This is a genomic window from Delftia sp. WY8, assembly GCF_018437695.1.
GTDB classification, from domain to species: Bacteria; Pseudomonadota; Gammaproteobacteria; order Burkholderiales; family Burkholderiaceae_C; genus Comamonas; species Comamonas tsuruhatensis.
Genome location: NZ_CP049795.1, coordinates 3,937,925 through 3,952,991, shown reverse-complemented (window position 1 = coordinate 3,952,991; position 15,067 = coordinate 3,937,925). Strand labels below are relative to the sequence as shown.

Annotated in this window: 16 protein-coding genes; 9 read left to right on the top strand and 7 right to left on the bottom strand. The window is 69.3% G+C overall.

The genetic code is table 11. From position 1 onward, the window contains the following. Nucleotides 1-8: 8 nt before the first annotated feature. Genes G4D77_RS18210 through G4D77_RS18200 form a run of 3 tightly spaced genes read right to left on the bottom strand, consistent with a single transcriptional unit; the run spans nucleotide 9 to nucleotide 2,900 of the window. Nucleotides 9-1,433, bottom strand: a complete 1,425-nt coding sequence (locus tag G4D77_RS18210) for an NAD(P)(+) transhydrogenase (Re/Si-specific) subunit beta (protein ID WP_012202277.1) — start codon at nucleotides 1,431-1,433, stop codon at nucleotides 9-11. Continuing rightward, entirely contained in the window at nucleotides 1,430-1,774 is a 345-nt protein-coding gene (locus G4D77_RS18205) for an NAD(P) transhydrogenase subunit alpha part 2 (RefSeq protein WP_012202276.1), read from the bottom strand. Before G4D77_RS18205 ends, G4D77_RS18210 begins: the two co-directional genes overlap by 4 nt. Nucleotide 1,775: 1 nt before the next feature. Then, nucleotides 1,776-2,900 carry a Re/Si-specific NAD(P)(+) transhydrogenase subunit alpha gene (locus tag G4D77_RS18200; protein ID WP_016453602.1) on the bottom strand — a complete coding sequence of 375 codons (1,125 nt, stop codon included), beginning with the start codon at nucleotides 2,898-2,900 and terminating at the stop codon, nucleotides 1,776-1,778. Between the two features lie 325 nt (nucleotides 2,901-3,225). Here G4D77_RS18200 and G4D77_RS18195 point away from each other — a divergent pair, with 325 nt between their 5' ends. After that, nucleotides 3,226-3,501, top strand: coding sequence for a zinc ribbon domain-containing protein (locus G4D77_RS18195; RefSeq protein ID WP_082145249.1), 276 nt, complete (start codon nucleotides 3,226-3,228; stop codon nucleotides 3,499-3,501). An 86-nt stretch (nucleotides 3,502-3,587) separates the two neighbouring features. Then, complete coding sequence (locus G4D77_RS18190) at nucleotides 3,588-4,226, top strand: MBL fold metallo-hydrolase (protein WP_154833211.1); 639 nt, start codon at nucleotides 3,588-3,590, stop codon at nucleotides 4,224-4,226. A gap of 13 nt (nucleotides 4,227-4,239) precedes the next feature. Here the strand turns inward: G4D77_RS18190 and G4D77_RS18185 are convergent, their stop codons facing one another. Next, a complete protein-coding gene (locus tag G4D77_RS18185; RefSeq protein ID WP_013800207.1) occupies nucleotides 4,240-4,926 on the bottom strand; it encodes a Crp/Fnr family transcriptional regulator in 687 nt (228 codons plus the stop codon). 84 nt (nucleotides 4,927-5,010) lie between these two features. Here G4D77_RS18185 and G4D77_RS18180 point away from each other — a divergent pair, with 84 nt between their 5' ends. The 5 genes from G4D77_RS18180 (at nucleotide 5,011) to G4D77_RS18160 (ending at nucleotide 9,994) form a co-directional block, all read left to right on the top strand. Further along, on the top strand, nucleotides 5,011-6,006 hold the full coding sequence (locus tag G4D77_RS18180) for an ABC transporter substrate-binding protein (RefSeq protein WP_046241079.1): 996 nt from the start codon (nucleotides 5,011-5,013) through the stop codon (nucleotides 6,004-6,006). 14 nt (nucleotides 6,007-6,020) lie between these two features. Continuing rightward, the gene (locus G4D77_RS18175) at nucleotides 6,021-6,821 is read left to right on the top strand and encodes an ABC transporter ATP-binding protein (protein ID WP_213757718.1); all 801 of its coding nucleotides are present in this window, start codon (nucleotides 6,021-6,023) and stop codon (nucleotides 6,819-6,821) included. Continuing rightward, a complete protein-coding gene (locus G4D77_RS18170) occupies nucleotides 6,811-7,566 on the top strand; it encodes an ABC transporter permease (protein WP_034365684.1) in 756 nt (251 codons plus the stop codon). The genes G4D77_RS18175 and G4D77_RS18170 overlap by 11 nt, the downstream gene beginning before the upstream one ends. Nucleotides 7,567-7,637: 71 nt before the next feature. Beyond that, nucleotides 7,638-8,513 (top strand): TauD/TfdA dioxygenase family protein, encoded by an 876-nt coding sequence (locus G4D77_RS18165; protein WP_133074246.1) that lies wholly within the window; start codon nucleotides 7,638-7,640, stop codon nucleotides 8,511-8,513. Between the two features lie 23 nt (nucleotides 8,514-8,536). Further along, on the top strand, nucleotides 8,537-9,994 hold the full coding sequence (locus G4D77_RS18160; protein ID WP_133074247.1) for an aldehyde dehydrogenase family protein: 1,458 nt from the start codon (nucleotides 8,537-8,539) through the stop codon (nucleotides 9,992-9,994). A 10-nt stretch (nucleotides 9,995-10,004) separates the two neighbouring features. Here the strand turns inward: G4D77_RS18160 and G4D77_RS18155 are convergent, their stop codons facing one another. The 3 genes from G4D77_RS18155 to G4D77_RS18145 form a co-directional block, all read right to left on the bottom strand. Beyond that, nucleotides 10,005-10,907 (bottom strand): M48 family metallopeptidase, encoded by a 903-nt coding sequence (locus tag G4D77_RS18155; protein WP_047468565.1) that lies wholly within the window; start codon nucleotides 10,905-10,907, stop codon nucleotides 10,005-10,007. A gap of 60 nt (nucleotides 10,908-10,967) precedes the next feature. Beyond that, the gene (locus tag G4D77_RS18150) at nucleotides 10,968-11,939 is read right to left on the bottom strand and encodes a DMT family transporter (RefSeq protein ID WP_154833209.1); all 972 of its coding nucleotides are present in this window, start codon (nucleotides 11,937-11,939) and stop codon (nucleotides 10,968-10,970) included. Between the two features lie 72 nt (nucleotides 11,940-12,011). Further along, the gene (locus G4D77_RS18145) at nucleotides 12,012-12,740 is read right to left on the bottom strand and encodes a helix-turn-helix domain-containing protein (RefSeq protein ID WP_047326943.1); all 729 of its coding nucleotides are present in this window, start codon (nucleotides 12,738-12,740) and stop codon (nucleotides 12,012-12,014) included. An 86-nt stretch (nucleotides 12,741-12,826) separates the two neighbouring features. Here G4D77_RS18145 and G4D77_RS18140 point away from each other — a divergent pair, with 86 nt between their 5' ends. Next, nucleotides 12,827-14,197 carry an AmpG family muropeptide MFS transporter gene (locus G4D77_RS18140; RefSeq protein ID WP_404825842.1) on the top strand — a complete coding sequence of 457 codons (1,371 nt, stop codon included), beginning with the start codon at nucleotides 12,827-12,829 and terminating at the stop codon, nucleotides 14,195-14,197. A 104-nt stretch (nucleotides 14,198-14,301) separates the two neighbouring features. After that, entirely contained in the window at nucleotides 14,302-15,060 is a 759-nt protein-coding gene (locus G4D77_RS18135) for a response regulator (RefSeq protein WP_154833207.1), read from the top strand. Nucleotides 15,061-15,067 lie beyond the last annotated feature (7 nt).

Genomic DNA, 15,067 nt, shown 5'->3' with positions numbered 1-15,067 from the left:
GCAGCACCTCACTCCAGCGCCTTGCCCATGTCCTCCACCACCTTCTTGGCGTCGCCGAAGACCATCATGGTCTTGTCCATGTAGAACAGCTCGTTGTCCAGGCCCGCATAGCCGGCCGCCATGGAGCGCTTGTTCACGATCACCGTCTTGGCCTTGTAGGCCTCCAGGATGGGCATGCCATAGATGGGGCTGCCCTTGACGTGCGCGGCGGGGTTCACCACGTCGTTGGCGCCCAGGATGATGGCCACGTCGGCCTGGCCGAACTCGCTGTTGATGTCCTCCATCTCGAAGACCTGGTCGTAGGGGACCTCGGCCTCGGCCAGCAGCACGTTCATGTGGCCGGGCATGCGGCCGGCCACCGGGTGGATGGCGTACTTCACGGTCACGCCGCGCTCGGTGAGCTTGTCGGCCAGCTCCTTGACCGCGTGCTGGGCACGCGCCACGGCCAGGCCGTAGCCGGGCACGATGACCACGGTCTCGGCATTGCCCAGGACGAAGGCCGCATCGTCGGCGCTGCCGCTTTTCACGTTGCGCTGCTGCTGGGAGCCTGCGGCCGCGCTGGTGGCCTCGCCGCCGAAGCCGCCCAGGATCACGCTGAAGAAAGAGCGGTTCATGGCCTTGCACATGATGTAGCTCAGGATGGCGCCCGAGCTGCCCACCAGCGATCCCGCAATGATCAGCATGCTGTTGTTCAGCGAGAAGCCGATGCCCGCCGCCGCCCAGCCCGAGTAGCTGTTGAGCATGGACACGACCACCGGCATGTCCGCGCCGCCGATGGGAATGATCAGCAGCACGCCCAGCAGCAGTCCCAGGGCGATGACCAGCACGATGTCCATCCAGCTTTGGCTGTGCCAGAAGCCGAAGACGAAGAAGGCCGCAGCCAGCCCCAGCACGGCGTTGAGCGCATGCTGGCCCTTGAACTGCACGGGCGCGCCCTGGAACAGGCGGAACTTGTACTTGCCGCTGAGCTTGCCGAAGGCGATCACCGAGCCCGTGAAGGTCACGGCGCCGATGAAGGCGCCCAGCGCCAGCTCCACGCGGTTGCCGCCCGGGATGGCGCCGCCCTTGGCCGTGATGGCAAAGGCCCAGGGCTCGGCCACGGCGGCCACGGCGATGAACACCGCCGCCAGGCCGATCATGCTGTGCATGAAGGCCACCAGCTCGGGCATCTTGGTCATCTCCACGCGCTGCGCCATGACGGCACCGGCCGTGCCGCCGACCAGCAGGCCCAGCAGCACCCAGCCCAGGCCCAATGCATTGCCGCCGGCCAGCTGCACGATGAGCGCCGCCGTGGTCAGCACGGCGATCACCATGCCGGCCATGCCGAACAGGTTGCCCCGTATGGACGTGGTGGGATGCGACAGCCCCTTGAGCGCCTGGATGAAGCAGACGCTGGCCACCAGGTAGAGCAATGTGACGAGGTTCATGCTCATGACTGGCCCTCCGCCTTGGCGTCCTTGCCGTCCTTGGCCGGAGCGCTCTTGCGCTCTTTCTTGCGGAACATCTCCAGCATGCGCCGCGTGACCAGGAAGCCGCCGAACACGTTGACCGCGGCCAGTGCCACGGCCAGCACGCCCATGGTCTTGCCCAGGCCCGTTTCCGTGAGCGCCGCCGCCAGCATGGCGCCGACGATGACGATGGCCGAGATGGCATTGGTCACCGCCATCAGCGGCGTGTGCAGCGCGGGCGTGACGGTCCACACCACGTGGTAGCCCACGTAGATGGCCAGCACGAAGATGATGAGATGGATGATGGTGGGGGATACGGCTTCCATGTCATTTCCTCCGCTGTGCTGCGAGTTGGCCTTCATGGGCCATCAGGCACGCGGCCACGATGTCGTCCTCCATGTCCACATGCAGGGCGCCATCCTTGTTGATGATGAGCTTGAGAAAATCGAGCACATTGCGTGCATACAGGGCCGAGGCATCGGCCGCCACCAGCGCCGCCAGGTTGGTCAGGCCCACGATGGTCACGCCATGCGTGACCACGGTCATGCCGGCCTGGGTCAGCGGGCAGTTGCCGCCGCGCTCGGCCGCCAGGTCCACGATGACGGCGCCTGGCTTCATGGCCTGCACCATCTCGGCCGTGACCAGCACGGGCGCGGGCCGGCCCGGGATCAGCGCCGTGGTGATGACCACGTCGGCCTGGGCCACGCGCTTGGCGACCTCGGCCTTTTGCCGGTCCAGCCAGCTTTGCGGCATGGGGCGGGCGTAGCCGCCCACGCCTTCGGCGGCTTCCTTTTCCTCGGCCGTCTCGTAGGGCACGTCGATGAACTTCGCGCCCAGCGACTCGACCTGCTCGCGCACGCTGGGCCGCACATCGCTGGCCTCGATCACGGCGCCCAGGCGCTTGGCCGTGGCAATGGCCTGCAGGCCGGCCACGCCCACGCCCAGCACCACGACGCGCGCGGCCTTCACCGTGCCGGCCGCCGTCATCAGCATGGGAAAGAAGCGCTGGTACTGGTTGGCCGCGATCATCACGGCCTTGTAGCCGGCGATGTTGGCCTGGCTGGACAGCACGTCCATGCTCTGCGCGCGCGTGGTGCGCGGAGCCGCCTCCAGCGCATAGGCCGTGATGCCCGCATCGGCCAGGCGCTGCAGGCCTGCGGGCTGGAAGGGGTCCAGCATGCCGACCAGCGTTGCGCCCTTGCGGACCAGGGGCAGCTCATCCTCCGAAGGAATGCGCACCTTGAGCACAAGATCGGCGCCCAGGGCGCCTGCCGCATCGACGATCTCGGCGCCCGCTGCCTCGAACAAGGCATCGGGCACGCTGGCCGCCACTCCCGCTCCCGACTGCACGCGCAGCACATGGCCTTGCGCACGCAGCTTCTTGACGGTCTCGGGGGTCGCGGCCACCCGGGTTTCTCCTGCCATGGTCTCGGCAGGCACGCCAATCAACATACCGGTTCTCCCTCGCGTGATGCCGGTACCCGCCCTGCGCTGCATTGCGCAGGCGGCGGCCCGGCCCATCCTCGAAAAAATCCTTGCGCGCCTGCATGACGGCAGGCTGGCTTGGCGGCACGGCTAGCTTGTATCACGGCCGCGTGGCGGCAGCCACGGGGTCTGCCCGCGAGGATGTCGCCTGTCCGTCACAAGACGCCGGATTGCCGCGAAATGACAGCCACATTAAATGATCGCCATCCACGACCCGGCGCACCGCTGCCGTGTCCCAATGCACCTTTGAGCGACTGCAGCGGCGCAGCCGCGCAGTGCGAAGGAAGGCACCATGGGACTCTTGCAAAGACTGTTCGGACAACACGCGCGCGGCGGCCATCACGGCGGCAATATCGGCGTCCATATCGGCGGGCATCACGCCGGCGGCGCATACCCGCCTGCGGCCGTGGCGGCGGTCTGCCCCGGCTGCCATGCATCGATTGCCTCCAGCTCGCGCTTTTGCCCGCAGTGCGGCGGCGCGGTGCTACCGCAGGCCTGCAGGAGCTGCAACGCCAGCCATCCGGCCGGCGCGCGGTTCTGCGGGCAATGCGGCCAGCCGACCACCTGACGGCGCAAGCGGAGGCTGCCCTGCGCTGCCATCAGGGGAAGGAGCGGGAATAATGGGCGCTTTCGCCAGAAGCACCCACGCCGCCCATGCTCCAGTACCACACCATCCCCGTCACCGCCTTCCAGCAGAACTGCTCGCTGGTCTGGTGCGACCAGACCATGGAAGCCGCCGTCATCGACCCGGGCGGCGACCTGGAGCAGATCGGCTGGGAGATAGAGCGCCTGGGCCTGGCGCTCAAGGCCATCTGGCTCACGCACGCCCACATAGACCACGCGGGCGGCACGCGCGAGCTGGCCGATGCACAGCAGCTGCCCATCATCGGCCCCCATCCCGGAGACCAGTTCTGGATCGATGCGCTGCCCCAGCAGGGCGCCATGTTCGGCTTCCCGCATTCGGACCCCTTCACGCCCACGCGCTGGCTGCACGATGGCGACACGGTGAGCGTCGGCCAGGAAACGCTGCAGGTGCGCCACTGCCCCGGCCATACGCCCGGCCACGTGGTGTTCCATGCGCCACAGATCGACCGCGCTTTCGTGGGCGACGTGCTGTTCGCGGGCAGCATCGGCCGCACCGACTTTCCCCAGGGCAACCACCAGCAGCTGATCGACAGCATCGTCCAGCGCCTGTGGCCCATGGGCGACCAGACCGTGTTCATCCCGGGCCACGGCCCCGAAAGCAGCTTCGGCCGCGAGCGCAAGAGCAACCCCTACGTGGGCGGGACCTGAGCCTGCAGCTGCCTCAGCCCAGCACCTCGATCCACCGATAGCCCAGACGCACGCTGCCGCCCGCCTGCAGCTTGCGCAGCTCCTCGTTCACGCGCTGGCGCGAGGCGCCCACCACATGCGACAGATCACCCTGCGATATGCGCAGCAGGGTGCGGCCGCCGGGCAGGGGCTGGCCGTTCTCTGCCGCCAGCACCTGCAAGGTGGCCCAGACCCGGGCATGCAGCGTGTCCTCCGAACTGATGAAGATGGTGTCCAGCAGCCCGTTCACGCGCAGGCTCAGCAGGCGCGCCACAGCCAGGCATGCGGGCGCATCGCGCTCCAGGAAGTCCAGCAGCGGCTGGCGCGGCAGGACCAGCACCTCGACATCGCCATCGGCCACCAGGTCCACGGGCACGGGCGCATTGCCCAGCACCGAGCTGATGCCGGTGATCTCCCCGGCCTCCAGCCAGCGCGTCATGCGCTCGGTGCCGCCCACGGTGAAGGCCACGACACGAAAGCGCCCTGACAGCAGCACCAGCGCATGGTCGGCCGCATCGCCGCGCTTTTGCACGAACTGTCCATCGCGGTAGCGGCGCCTGGAGCCTATGGCCCGCAGCCCGCGTGCCGATGCGGCCGGCAATTCGGCCAGCAGGTCCACGCGATAGCGCTCGCTGCGCGCCTGCGCCAAAGAGGTGTTGGGGGAACCGAGCTTGGTGTTCACCCGATCATTGTCCCTTTCGCGGCAATTGGCGCATAGCACCATCCTTGTAATCGGCCCCATACCCACACGTATGGAGCCCGCCCCATGATCCGCACCACGCTCGCCCTGGTATCCGCCTTCGTGTTCGCCCTGCTCTCGACCCAGGCAGCCCTGGCACAGACGCCCACGCTGCGCATCCAGGACTACCCCGGCATCGGCAATTTCCTGGTGCGCGTGGCCAACGCGCGGGGACTGTGCGAGAAGCACGGAATACGCTGCGAACTGCGCCCCATCCCGCAGGCGCCGCTGGCGCTGCAGACCTTGCTGGCCGGTGACCTCGAAGTGGCGTTTACGCCGCCCGAGGTGCTGCTCCAGGCGGTCAACAAGGGCGCCGACCTCAAGGTGATCGGCAGCGGCGCCAGCGCGCCGACGTTCTTCCTCATGGCATCGGCGGCCCTGCCCATGGCGCATGCCGCCCAGGGCTATCCCGCCGTGATGCAGGACTTCAAGGGCCGGCGCATCGGCGTGACGGCGCGCGGCAGCGCGGCCGAATTCCAGCTCGTGAGCCTGCTGCAGGGCGCCGGCATGAAGGCGGACGACGTCACCATCGTCGCCGTGGGATCGCCCAACACCGCCTTTCCGGCGATTGCGCAAAGGCAGGTCGATGGCCTGATGCTGTTCTCGCCCATGGACGGCTTTTGCGAGGTCAGCCAGGCCTGCCGCATCGTCGTCGATCCGCGCAGGGGCCAGGGTCCGGCCGATGTGGTGGACACCAACGGCGCCGGCGTGCTGCAGGTGGTGCGCGCCGACTTCCTGCGCAAGAACGCCCCGGCCGTGGAGGGCTTGCGCCGCGCCATGAACGAGGCGGCCGACTATGCCCGCGAACCGGCCCATTTCGATGCATTGCTCAAAGTCGCGCAGGACAGCTTCCGCATCAACACGACCGGCGGCGAACGGATCCTGGAAGTGGCGCTGCGCAACGCCATTCCTTCCATGCAGTTTGCGGTGGACCCCAAGGCCCTGCAGCATGCCGCGCGCTACCTGCAGCGCACGGGGCAGATCAGCCGGCTGATCGACACCGCGCCCCTGCTGGCGCAGTGAAGGGGGCGCGCGCCATGACTTCCAATGGATCGCAGCTGCCGCCGCAGCAGGCCATTGCCGCCGACGGCCTGCACCTGAGCTTCGACGGCCGCACGCAGGTGCTGGACAACATTGCGCTGCAGGTGGCCGATGGCGAATTCGTCTCGCTGGTCGGGCCCAGCGGCTGCGGCAAGACCAGCCTGCTCAACCTCTGCGCGGGCCTGGTGGCCCACACCGGCGCCGGCACGCTGCGCGTGCTGGGCGAGGCACCGCGCCTGGGCAGTTCCCGCGTGGGCTACATGCTGGCGCGCGACAGCCTGCTGCCCTGGTGCACGGCGCTGGAGAACGCCGCCTTCGGCGCGCGCGTGCGCGGCGTCGGCACGGCCGACAGCACGGAGCGCGCACTGCGCATGCTGCAGGAGGTGGGCCTGGCCGACCATGCGCAGGCCCTGCCCAAGGCCTTGTCCCACGGCATGCGCCAGCGCACGGCGCTGGCGCGCACCTTTGCGCTGGACGCGCAGCTGCTGCTGATGGACGAGCCCTTCGGCGCCCTGGACGCGCAGACCAAGCTGCAGCTGCAGGACCTGCTGCTGCGCCTGTGCCAGCAGCACCGCCACAGCGTGCTGTTCGTGACCCACGACCTGGCCGAGGCCGTGGCCGTCTCCGACCGCGTGGTGGTGATGTCCTCGCGCCCGGGCCGCATCATCGCCGACCTGCCCATAGACCTGCCGCGCCCGCGCTCCATCCGCGACCTGCAGAAGTCGCCGCGCTTCCATGAACTCTATGCGGCCCTGTGGTCGCAGCTCGAATCGGGATGGGTGCACCATGAAGGCTGACCGTCTGCAATGGCTGGCGCTGCATGCGCTGTTCATCTGTCTCGTGCTGGGACTGGCCGAATGGGCCGCCGCGCGCCGCTGGCTGGACCCCACCTTCTTCGGCCAGCCCAGCGGCGTGGCCGCCTATCTCTGGAACCATGCGGGCACGGCCCGGTTCTGGTCCGACCTGGGCTGGACGCTGGCCGCCGTGGGCTGCTCCTTCGTGCTGGGCAGCGTGGCCGCCTTCGCCACGGGGCTGGCCTTCGTGCGCTGGCCGGCCATCGAGCGCTTTGCGGAGCCCTACTTCAACGCGCTGAACGTGATGCCGCGCATCGCGCTGGCGCCGCTGTTCATCCTGTGGTTCGGGCTGGGGCTGGGCAGCAAGATCGCCGTGGGCTGCTCGCTGACCTTCTTCATCGTGCTGTCGGCCACGGTGGCAGGCATGCGGGGCGTCAGCCAGGACCATGTGACGCTGTGCCGCACCCTGGGCGCCAGCGCCGCCACCACCTTCTTCGAGGTCACGCTGCCCGGCGCCGTCCCGGTGATCTTCTCGGGCCTGCGCCTGGGATTGATCTATGCCCTGCTGGGCGTGGTGGGCACCGAGATCATCGCCAGCGAAAAGGGCCTGGGCCAGACCCTGGCCTACCTGGGCTCCACCTTCGACATCAATGGCGTCATGGCGCTGCTGCTGGTGCTGGCCCTGCTGGGCGTGGGCATGGTGCGCTTCATGTCCTGGGCCGAGAGGCGGCTGCTGCACTGGCAGTGAGCCCGCCAGCCCTCTCTCTCCACCTTCCTTCCTCTTCCTCCCCTTCCATCCGTTCCTCCAAGGAGTACCCCATGGCCAATGCCGCCCCCATGCAGCTGATCGACATCGACGCCCGCTACCACCACATCCGCCCCGTGCCGCGCATGCCCAACTTCGCGGCCTGGATCGAGGGCGTGGACCTGACCCGGCCCCTGTCCCCCGAGGTGCAGGCGGAACTGCGACAGGCCCTGTACGACTTCGAGGTCATCTTCTTCCGGCCCCAGACCATCACGGCCGAGCAGCATGTGGCGCTGGCGCAGGTGTTCGGCCCGCTGTCCAAGGGCTCGTACTTCGAGCGCAAGAGCGGCATGCCCGACGTGGAGATGATCATCTCCGACAAGGACCGCCCGCCCGCCATAGACAACTGGCACACCGACATCAGCTGGAAGCAGCAGCCGCCGCTGGGCACCGTGATCCAGATCGTGACCACGCCGCCGGCCGGCGGCAACACCTGCTGGACCAGCACCAGCAAGGCCTATGACTGGCTCTCGCCCGGCATGCAGCAGTACCTGGAAGGCCTGCAGGCGGTCCATACCTGGGAGGAATCGGGCTTCCGGGAATACCTGGGCCGCAAGGGCGAGGAGGCGCTGTTCGAGGCGCTGCGCCAGTTCAAGCCCGTGACGCATCCCGTGGTGCGCACCAACCCCGATTCAGGCCGCAAGTGCATCTTCGTCAATGCCGATTTCACGCGCCACATCACGGGCGTGGACCGGCACGAGGCGCGCGGCGTGCTCGCCTTCCTGCTGGACTGGCTGAAGAAGCCGGAGTTCATGGTGCATCATCAATGGGACGCGGGCGGCATCGCCATCTGGGACAACCGCAGCACGCAGCACTATGCTGTGGCCGACTACTGGCCCCACTACCGCGTGAACCAGCGCGTCACCTTCGACACCCCTTCCACCCAATGACAACGAGACACGGAGACAGCTTCATGAGCACGCAAGAGCACCTGCAGTTCTATATCGACGGCCAATGGGTTCCCCCGGCCGTGCCGCGCACGCTGGATGTGATCAATCCGTCCACCGAGGAGGTGGCGGCCCGCATCAGCATGGGCTCGGCCGCCGATGTCGATGCAGCCGTGGCCGCCGCACGCCGCGCGTTCGACGGCTTCTCGCAGACCACGCGCGACGAGCGGCTGGCCCTGCTGGACAAGGTGCTGGCGGTCTACATGCGCCGCATCGACGAGGTGGCGCAGACCATCTCGCTGGAGATGGGCGCGCCGCTGTGGCTGTCGCGCGCAGCCCAGGCCACGGTGGGCGCGGGGCACCTGAAGCAGACCCTGCAGGTGCTCAAGGAATTCGAGTTCGAGAGCGTGCGCGGCACCACCGGCATCGTGCATGAGCCCGTGGGCGTGGTGGGCATGATCACGCCCTGGAACTGGCCCATCAACCAGATCATGTGCAAGGTGGCACCGGCCCTGGCGGCGGGCTGCACCATGGTGCTCAAGCCCTCGGAGATCGCGCCGCTGAACGCCATCCTGGTGGCCGAGATCCTGCACGAAGCGGGCGTGCCGGCCGGCGTGTTCAACCTGGTCAACGGCGACGGCCCCTCGGTGGGCGAGGCCATGTCCGTGCACCCCGGCATCGACATGATGACCTTCACCGGCTCCACGCGCGCGGGCATTGCCGTGGCCAAGGCCTCGGCCGATACCGTCAAGCGCGTGACGCAGGAACTGGGCGGCAAGTCGGCCAACATCGTGCTGGACGACGCAGACATCGAAAAGGCCGTGACCCAGGGCGTGAACGCCTGCTTCACCAACTCCGGCCAGAGCTGCAACGCACCCACGCGCATGTTCGTGCCGCGCACCCTGCATGCGCGCGCCGTGGCCGCGGCCAAGACCGCTGCCGAAGGCATGAAGGTGGGCGATGCACTGGCCGACTCCGGCGCCATGCATATGGGCCCCGTGGTCAGCGAGGCGCAGTTCCGCAAGATCCAGGGCCTGATCGAGGCCGGCATCGCCGAAGGCGCCACCCTGGTGGCCGGCGGCACGGGCCGCCCCGAGGGCCTTGCGCGCGGCTACTTCGTGCGGCCCACGGTGTTTGCCGACGTGCGCAACGACATGACCATTGCGCGCGAGGAGATCTTCGGCCCCGTGCTGGTCATCCTGCCCTACGACACGGAGGAGGAGGCCATCGCCCAGGCCAACGACACGCCCTACGGCCTGTCGGGCTATGTGCAGTCCGGCAGCCTGGAGCGCGCACGCCGCGTGGCCTCGCGCCTGCGCACCGGCATGGTCCACCTCAACGGTGCGGGGCCGGACTTCGGCGCGCCGTTCGGTGGCTACAAGCAGTCGGGCACGGGCCGGGAATGGGGCGAGCACGGCTTCAAGGAGTACCTTGAAGTGAAAGCCGTGATGGGCTACCAACCCAAGCAAAAAGCCGCCGCCTGAAGGCGGCTGCCTACCCGCGCCGTGCGGCCTCGTAGAGGCCTTCCACGCGCGGGATGTTGCGCTCCAGCTCGCGGATGCGCTCGGGGCCTGCGGGGTGGGTGGACAGGAATTCCAGGCCGCCGCGGTCGCCCGTGGCCTGGCCCATCTTGCGCCACAGCGAGACCGAGGCCTGGGGGTTGTAGCCGGCGCGCGCGGCCAGCTCCAGGCCCACGAGGTCGGCCTCGCTCTCATCGCCCCGGCTGAATTTCAGCGACAGCAACTGGCCGCCCAGGCGGGCCGCCGCATTGCCCAGGTCGCCCAGGCCCAGCAATTGGGCGCCCAGCGAGATGCCGATGCTGGTGGCCTGGTTCTTGGCCAGCTGCTCGCGCGAGTGCTCGCGCAGCGCATGGGCCATTTCGTGGCCCATGATCATGGCGATCTCGTCGTCGGTCAGCTGCAGTTGGTCGATGATGCCCGTGTAGAAGGCGATCTTGCCGCCCGGCATGCAAAAGGCATTGATCTCCTTGCTGCCGATCAGGTTCACCTCCCAGCGCCAAGCATTGGCGCGCGGGTTCCATTGGGCGGTGTAGGGGATCAGCCGCCGGGCAATGGCGCGCAGGCGCTGCAGCTGCGGGTTGCTGTCGCCGGCCAGTGCGCCCTGGGCGCGGGCCTTGGCCAGCAGTTGCTGGTACTGGTCGGTGGCGGCGCCTTCCAGCGTCTCGGCCGGCACCAGCTTGCGCAGGCCCGAGGCACCGCCCACCTGCACCTGGGCCGCCACCGGCGCCGTGGCCAGGCCCATGGCCGCCGCGCTACCGGCCAGCAAGAAACCGCGACGCGCGCGCCAGGGCGCGCAGGCACAGCCCCAGGCGGACGGGGCACAGGATTCGGAGGAGAGATGGGATGGCTGCTGCATGCCGCCAAGTCTAGCGGCCATGCATGCCTGCAACATGCGGAGAACAGCGCATCGTGAAGAGCGGCGCCGACCTACAAAGAGTCACGCCATCTGCGCGGCCATCACGGCCCGCTGCGAGCGCATCTCGGCGCCGATCACCAGCATCAGCCCCGCCAGCACGGCCAGCAGCCCCAGCCACGATTGCAGCGGCTGCCGCTCGCCCACGACCCACACCGCCAGCACGAAGGCCGCCACGGGCTCGATCAGGCTCAGCGTCACGCCCGTGGGGCCGGAGATGCTGCGCAGCCCGATGGAAAACAGCATGTGCGCCAGGCCCGACACCACCACGCCCAGGTAGACCACCACCAGCACGGCTGCCAGGCTCCACTGCGGCAGGCCACTTTGCACCAGCGCAATCGGCACCGCCATGCAGGCCGCCCCGGTGAAGACGTAGAAATTCACCACGCGCGGCGACATGTGGGTGACCAGGCGCTTGTTGATCAGCGCATAGCCCGCGTACGACAGCCCCGCCAGCAGGCACAGGGCCAGGCCGCTCCAGGACAGCGTGGCGCCGCCCCGTGCCATCACCATGGCCGCACCTCCCGCCACGCTCACCAGCGTGCCGGCCCACCACAGGGCAGACAGGGGCGCGCGCAGCACCAGCGCCTGCATCAACCCGGCCCAGATGGGGCCGCTGCCAATGGCCACGGCCGTGCCCACGGCCACGCCCGTGAGCGTCACGCCCTCGTAGAAGAAGATGCTGTAGCCGCCGATTCCCATGGAAGCCAGCAGAAACCAGGCCGGGCGCAGTCCCAGGTGCACCGGGTTGGGCAGCAGCGGCTGGACGGGTGCCCCGCCCTGCCCGGCCCGCCCGCGCAGCCTCCGATGGGAGACCGCCAGCAGCGCGCCCAGGAACAGGCTGGAAACCGCCAGCTGCGCGGCGCCCACCCAGAACGGCGACAGCCCGCCTGCGCCCAGGCTTTGCGCCGTGCCCGTCGTGCCCCACAGCACGGCAGCCACCGAAACGAAGGCGATGCCGACGGCAGAGGAAGAAGCGGAAGAATTGCGAACCATGGCGCCATGTTGCGCCGGGCGCGGCCGGGCATTTGTCGAGAAACGCTCGTAGTCCGCAAGACTGTGAACGGGCTAGCCGCGCAGCTGCCGCGCCGTCACGCCCCGGTCGCGCCGCAGCGCATAGGCCAGCGCGCTGGCCGAGGCATAGCCGCAGCGCAGCGCCGTGGCCTCCAGGGGCAGGCCCCGCGCCAGCCCGCGCTCGGCCGCATCCAGGCGCAGGCCGCGCAGCCAGGCCTGGGGCGGCTGGCCCGCCAGCTCCACGAAGCGTGCGTGAAAGCGCTGGGCGCTCATATGGCACAGGGCGGCCAGCCGGGCCGTGGGCCAGTCCTCGTGCAATGCGGCCTGTACGCTCGTGGTCAGTTGCTGCAGGTCCAGCCCCCGACGCGCCAGCAGGCCGGGCGCCTGCAGCACCTGGGCCAACTGCTCTGTGGCCGGGCCTTCCGACTCCCGGCCGCGCAGGGCCGGTGGCACGGAAAAGCGCCGCATCCGGTCCAGCCCTGGGCCGCTGGGCGCATCGATGACGAACACGCGCGAGCGCGGCGCCGCCAGGTAGCCGTGGTCCACGCCGGCGGGGATGAGCATGCCGCTGACGGCGTCCACAAAGGCGCTGCGCCCGCCCACTTCCAGCTCCATGCGGCCCTGCAGGGCATAGAGGATTTGCGCATGGCCGTGGGCATGGGCCTGGTGCTCGCCGCTGTAGCTGCGCACCGAGCTGTGCGGCGCGAAGGCGGTATCGGTGGCATCGGCCGCGCCGTCTTGCGCGGCGGCATCGCTGTGGAGGGAAGAGAGGGTGTAGGCCATGGCGGCATCCTGTGCCCGCGATGGTAGCGCGCGCCAGTCCGCGCCACCATGGGCCCGATAATGGCCGCAGCCTGCCGCAGCCCAACATGACCGAGCCGTCCACCACCACCTCCTCCGCCCCTTCCACCCCCACTGAAGCGCCCCGCCGCAGCTGGGCCCAGACCCTGCGCGTCTATGCCGAGCCGGCCAGCCTGCGCATGCTGGCCCTGGGTTTTTCGGCAGGCCTGCCGCTGCTGCTGGTGCTGGGCACGCTGTCGTTCTGGCTGCGCGAGGCCGGCGTGGACCGCACCACCATTGGCTACCTGAGCTGGGTGGGCCTGGCCTATGCCTTCAAGTGGGTCTGGTCGCCGCTGGTGGACCGCATGCCGCTGCCGCTGCTCACGCGCTGGCTGGGGCGGCGGCGCGGCTGGCTGCTGTTCGCGCAGATGCTCATCGTCGCCGGGCTGTGCGGCATGGCGTTCAATGATCCGCGCGTCTCGCTCACGCCGCTGGTGTGGTGCGCCCTGGCCGTGGCCTTCGGCTCGGCCACGCAGGACATTGCGCTGGACGCCTACCGCATCGAATCTGCCGACACCGATCGCCAGGCCGCGCTGGCCGCCACCTACCAGACCGGCTACCGGCTGGCCATGATCTGGGCCGGCGCCGGCGTGCTGTGGCTGGCCGCCCGCGCCGAGGTGGCGGGCACGGCGGGCTACCAGAGCGGCGCCTGGCAGGTGGCCTACCTGGCCATGGCTGCCTCCATGGCCGTGGGCATGCTGACCGTGCTGCTCTCGCCGGAACCGGTGCCACGCCCGCTGGCGCCTGCCCGCAACGCGGCCGAGTGGCTGCGTGGCGCGCTGGTCGAGCCCTTTGCCGACTTCCTGGGCCGCTACCGCTGGCAGGCGCTGCTGGTGCTGGGCCTGATCGCCATCTATCGCATCAGCGACGTGGTCATGGGCATCATGGCCAACCCCTTCTACGTGGACATGGGTTTCACCAAGGACGAGGTGGCCGCCGTGACCAAGGTGTACGGCGTGATCATGACGCTGGCGGGCGCCTTCCTGGGCGGGGCGCTGGCCATGCGCTGGGGCGTGATGCGCGTGCTGATGCTGGGCGCCGCGCTGTCGGCCGCCACCAACCTGCTGTTCGCCTGGCTGGCCACGCGCGGCCATGACGTGAATGCGCTGGTCTGGGTGGTGAGCGCGGACAACCTGGCCGGCGGCATCGCCTCGGCGGCCTTCATCGCCTACCTGTCAGGGCTGACCAATGTGCAGTACTCGGCCACGCAGTACGCGCTGTTCAGCTCCATGATGCTGCTGGCGCCCAAGTGGCTGGCCGGCTTCTCGGGCGCCTTTGTCGATGCGCATGGCTACGTGAGCTTCTTCCAGGCCACGGCCCTGCTGGGCCTGCCCGTGCTGGTGCTGATCGCGCTGGCCTCGCGCGTGCATGCGGTGCGGCCCGCGCAACGCGGCAGTTGAGCGGCTGGCCGCAGGCTGCGCTGTTTTACCGAACTTTACGCAAGCGACAAGCACGGCTGACGGGGCGCTGCGAGCATCGTCGCAACACGACGCCAGGCCCCAGCATGAATACACTGCCCTCCATGAGTACGCACCATCTTCTGATGATCGAAGACGACACCCGCCTCGCGCAGATGGTGGGTGACTACCTGGGCAACAACGGCCTGCAGGTCACCCACATGGGCGATGCCCGCAGCGGCCTGGAGCAGCTGCAGCCCGCCGACGGCGTGGCCGGCGCCGACCTGCCCGACCTCGTCATCCTCGACCTCATGCTGCCCGACATGGACGGCCTGGAGGTCTGCCGGCGCATCCGCGCCCTGCCCGGCCCCTCAGCCCAGGTGCCGGTGCTGATGCTCACGGCCAAGGGCGACCCCATGGACCGCATCATCGGCCTGGAGATCGGCGCCGACGACTACCTGCCCAAGCCCTTCGAGCCGCGCGAGCTGCTGGCGCGCATCCGCGCCATCCTGCGCCGGCGCGGCGGCGGCGAGGGCACGGCCAACGCCCAGGTGACCACGGCGCTGCGCTTCGGCAGCCTGGAGATCGACCGCGACGCGCGCAGCGTCACCGTGGCGGGCCAGCCCTGCGAGCTGACCTCCTACCAGTTCGACCTGCTGGTCACGCTGGCCGAGCGCGCGGGCCGCGTGCTCACGCGCGACCAGATCATGGAGGCCGTGCGCGGCCGCGAGCTGGAGGCCTTCGACCGCTCCATCGACGTGCACATGGGCCGCATCCGCGCCGCCATCGAGGCCGACCCCAAGGCGCCCAAGCGCATCCTCACGGTGCGCGGCGTGGGCTACGTCTTCGCCAAGCAACAAGACTAGCCAAGCG

Bases quoted from the DNA above. Each gene is read 5' to 3' on its own strand.
- G4D77_RS18175 (WP_213757718.1), top strand. From the start codon at position 6,021: ATGACTTCCAATGGATCGCAGCTGCCGCCGCAGCAGGCCATTGCCGCC.
- G4D77_RS18160 (WP_133074247.1), top strand. From the start codon at position 8,537: ATGAGCACGCAAGAGCACCTGCAGTTCTATATCGACGGCCAATGGGTT.
- G4D77_RS18135 (WP_154833207.1), top strand. From the start codon at position 14,302: ATGAATACACTGCCCTCCATGAGTACGCACCATCTTCTGATGATCGAA.
- G4D77_RS18190 (WP_154833211.1), top strand. From the start codon at position 3,588: ATGCTCCAGTACCACACCATCCCCGTCACCGCCTTCCAGCAGAACTGC.
- G4D77_RS18195 (WP_082145249.1), top strand. From the start codon at position 3,226: ATGGGACTCTTGCAAAGACTGTTCGGACAACACGCGCGCGGCGGCCAT.
- G4D77_RS18145 (WP_047326943.1), bottom strand. From the start codon at position 12,740: ATGGCCTACACCCTCTCTTCCCTCCACAGCGATGCCGCCGCGCAAGAC.
- G4D77_RS18180 (WP_046241079.1), top strand. From the start codon at position 5,011: ATGATCCGCACCACGCTCGCCCTGGTATCCGCCTTCGTGTTCGCCCTG.
- G4D77_RS18200 (WP_016453602.1), bottom strand. From the start codon at position 2,900: ATGTTGATTGGCGTGCCTGCCGAGACCATGGCAGGAGAAACCCGGGTG.
- G4D77_RS18150 (WP_154833209.1), bottom strand. From the start codon at position 11,939: ATGGTTCGCAATTCTTCCGCTTCTTCCTCTGCCGTCGGCATCGCCTTC.
- G4D77_RS18210 (WP_012202277.1), bottom strand. From the start codon at position 1,433: ATGAGCATGAACCTCGTCACATTGCTCTACCTGGTGGCCAGCGTCTGC.
- G4D77_RS18205 (WP_012202276.1), bottom strand. From the start codon at position 1,774: ATGGAAGCCGTATCCCCCACCATCATCCATCTCATCATCTTCGTGCTG.
- G4D77_RS18165 (WP_133074246.1), top strand. From the start codon at position 7,638: ATGGCCAATGCCGCCCCCATGCAGCTGATCGACATCGACGCCCGCTAC.
- G4D77_RS18155 (WP_047468565.1), bottom strand. From the start codon at position 10,907: ATGGCCGCTAGACTTGGCGGCATGCAGCAGCCATCCCATCTCTCCTCC.
- G4D77_RS18170 (WP_034365684.1), top strand. From the start codon at position 6,811: ATGAAGGCTGACCGTCTGCAATGGCTGGCGCTGCATGCGCTGTTCATC.
- G4D77_RS18140 (WP_404825842.1), top strand. From the start codon at position 12,827: ATGACCGAGCCGTCCACCACCACCTCCTCCGCCCCTTCCACCCCCACT.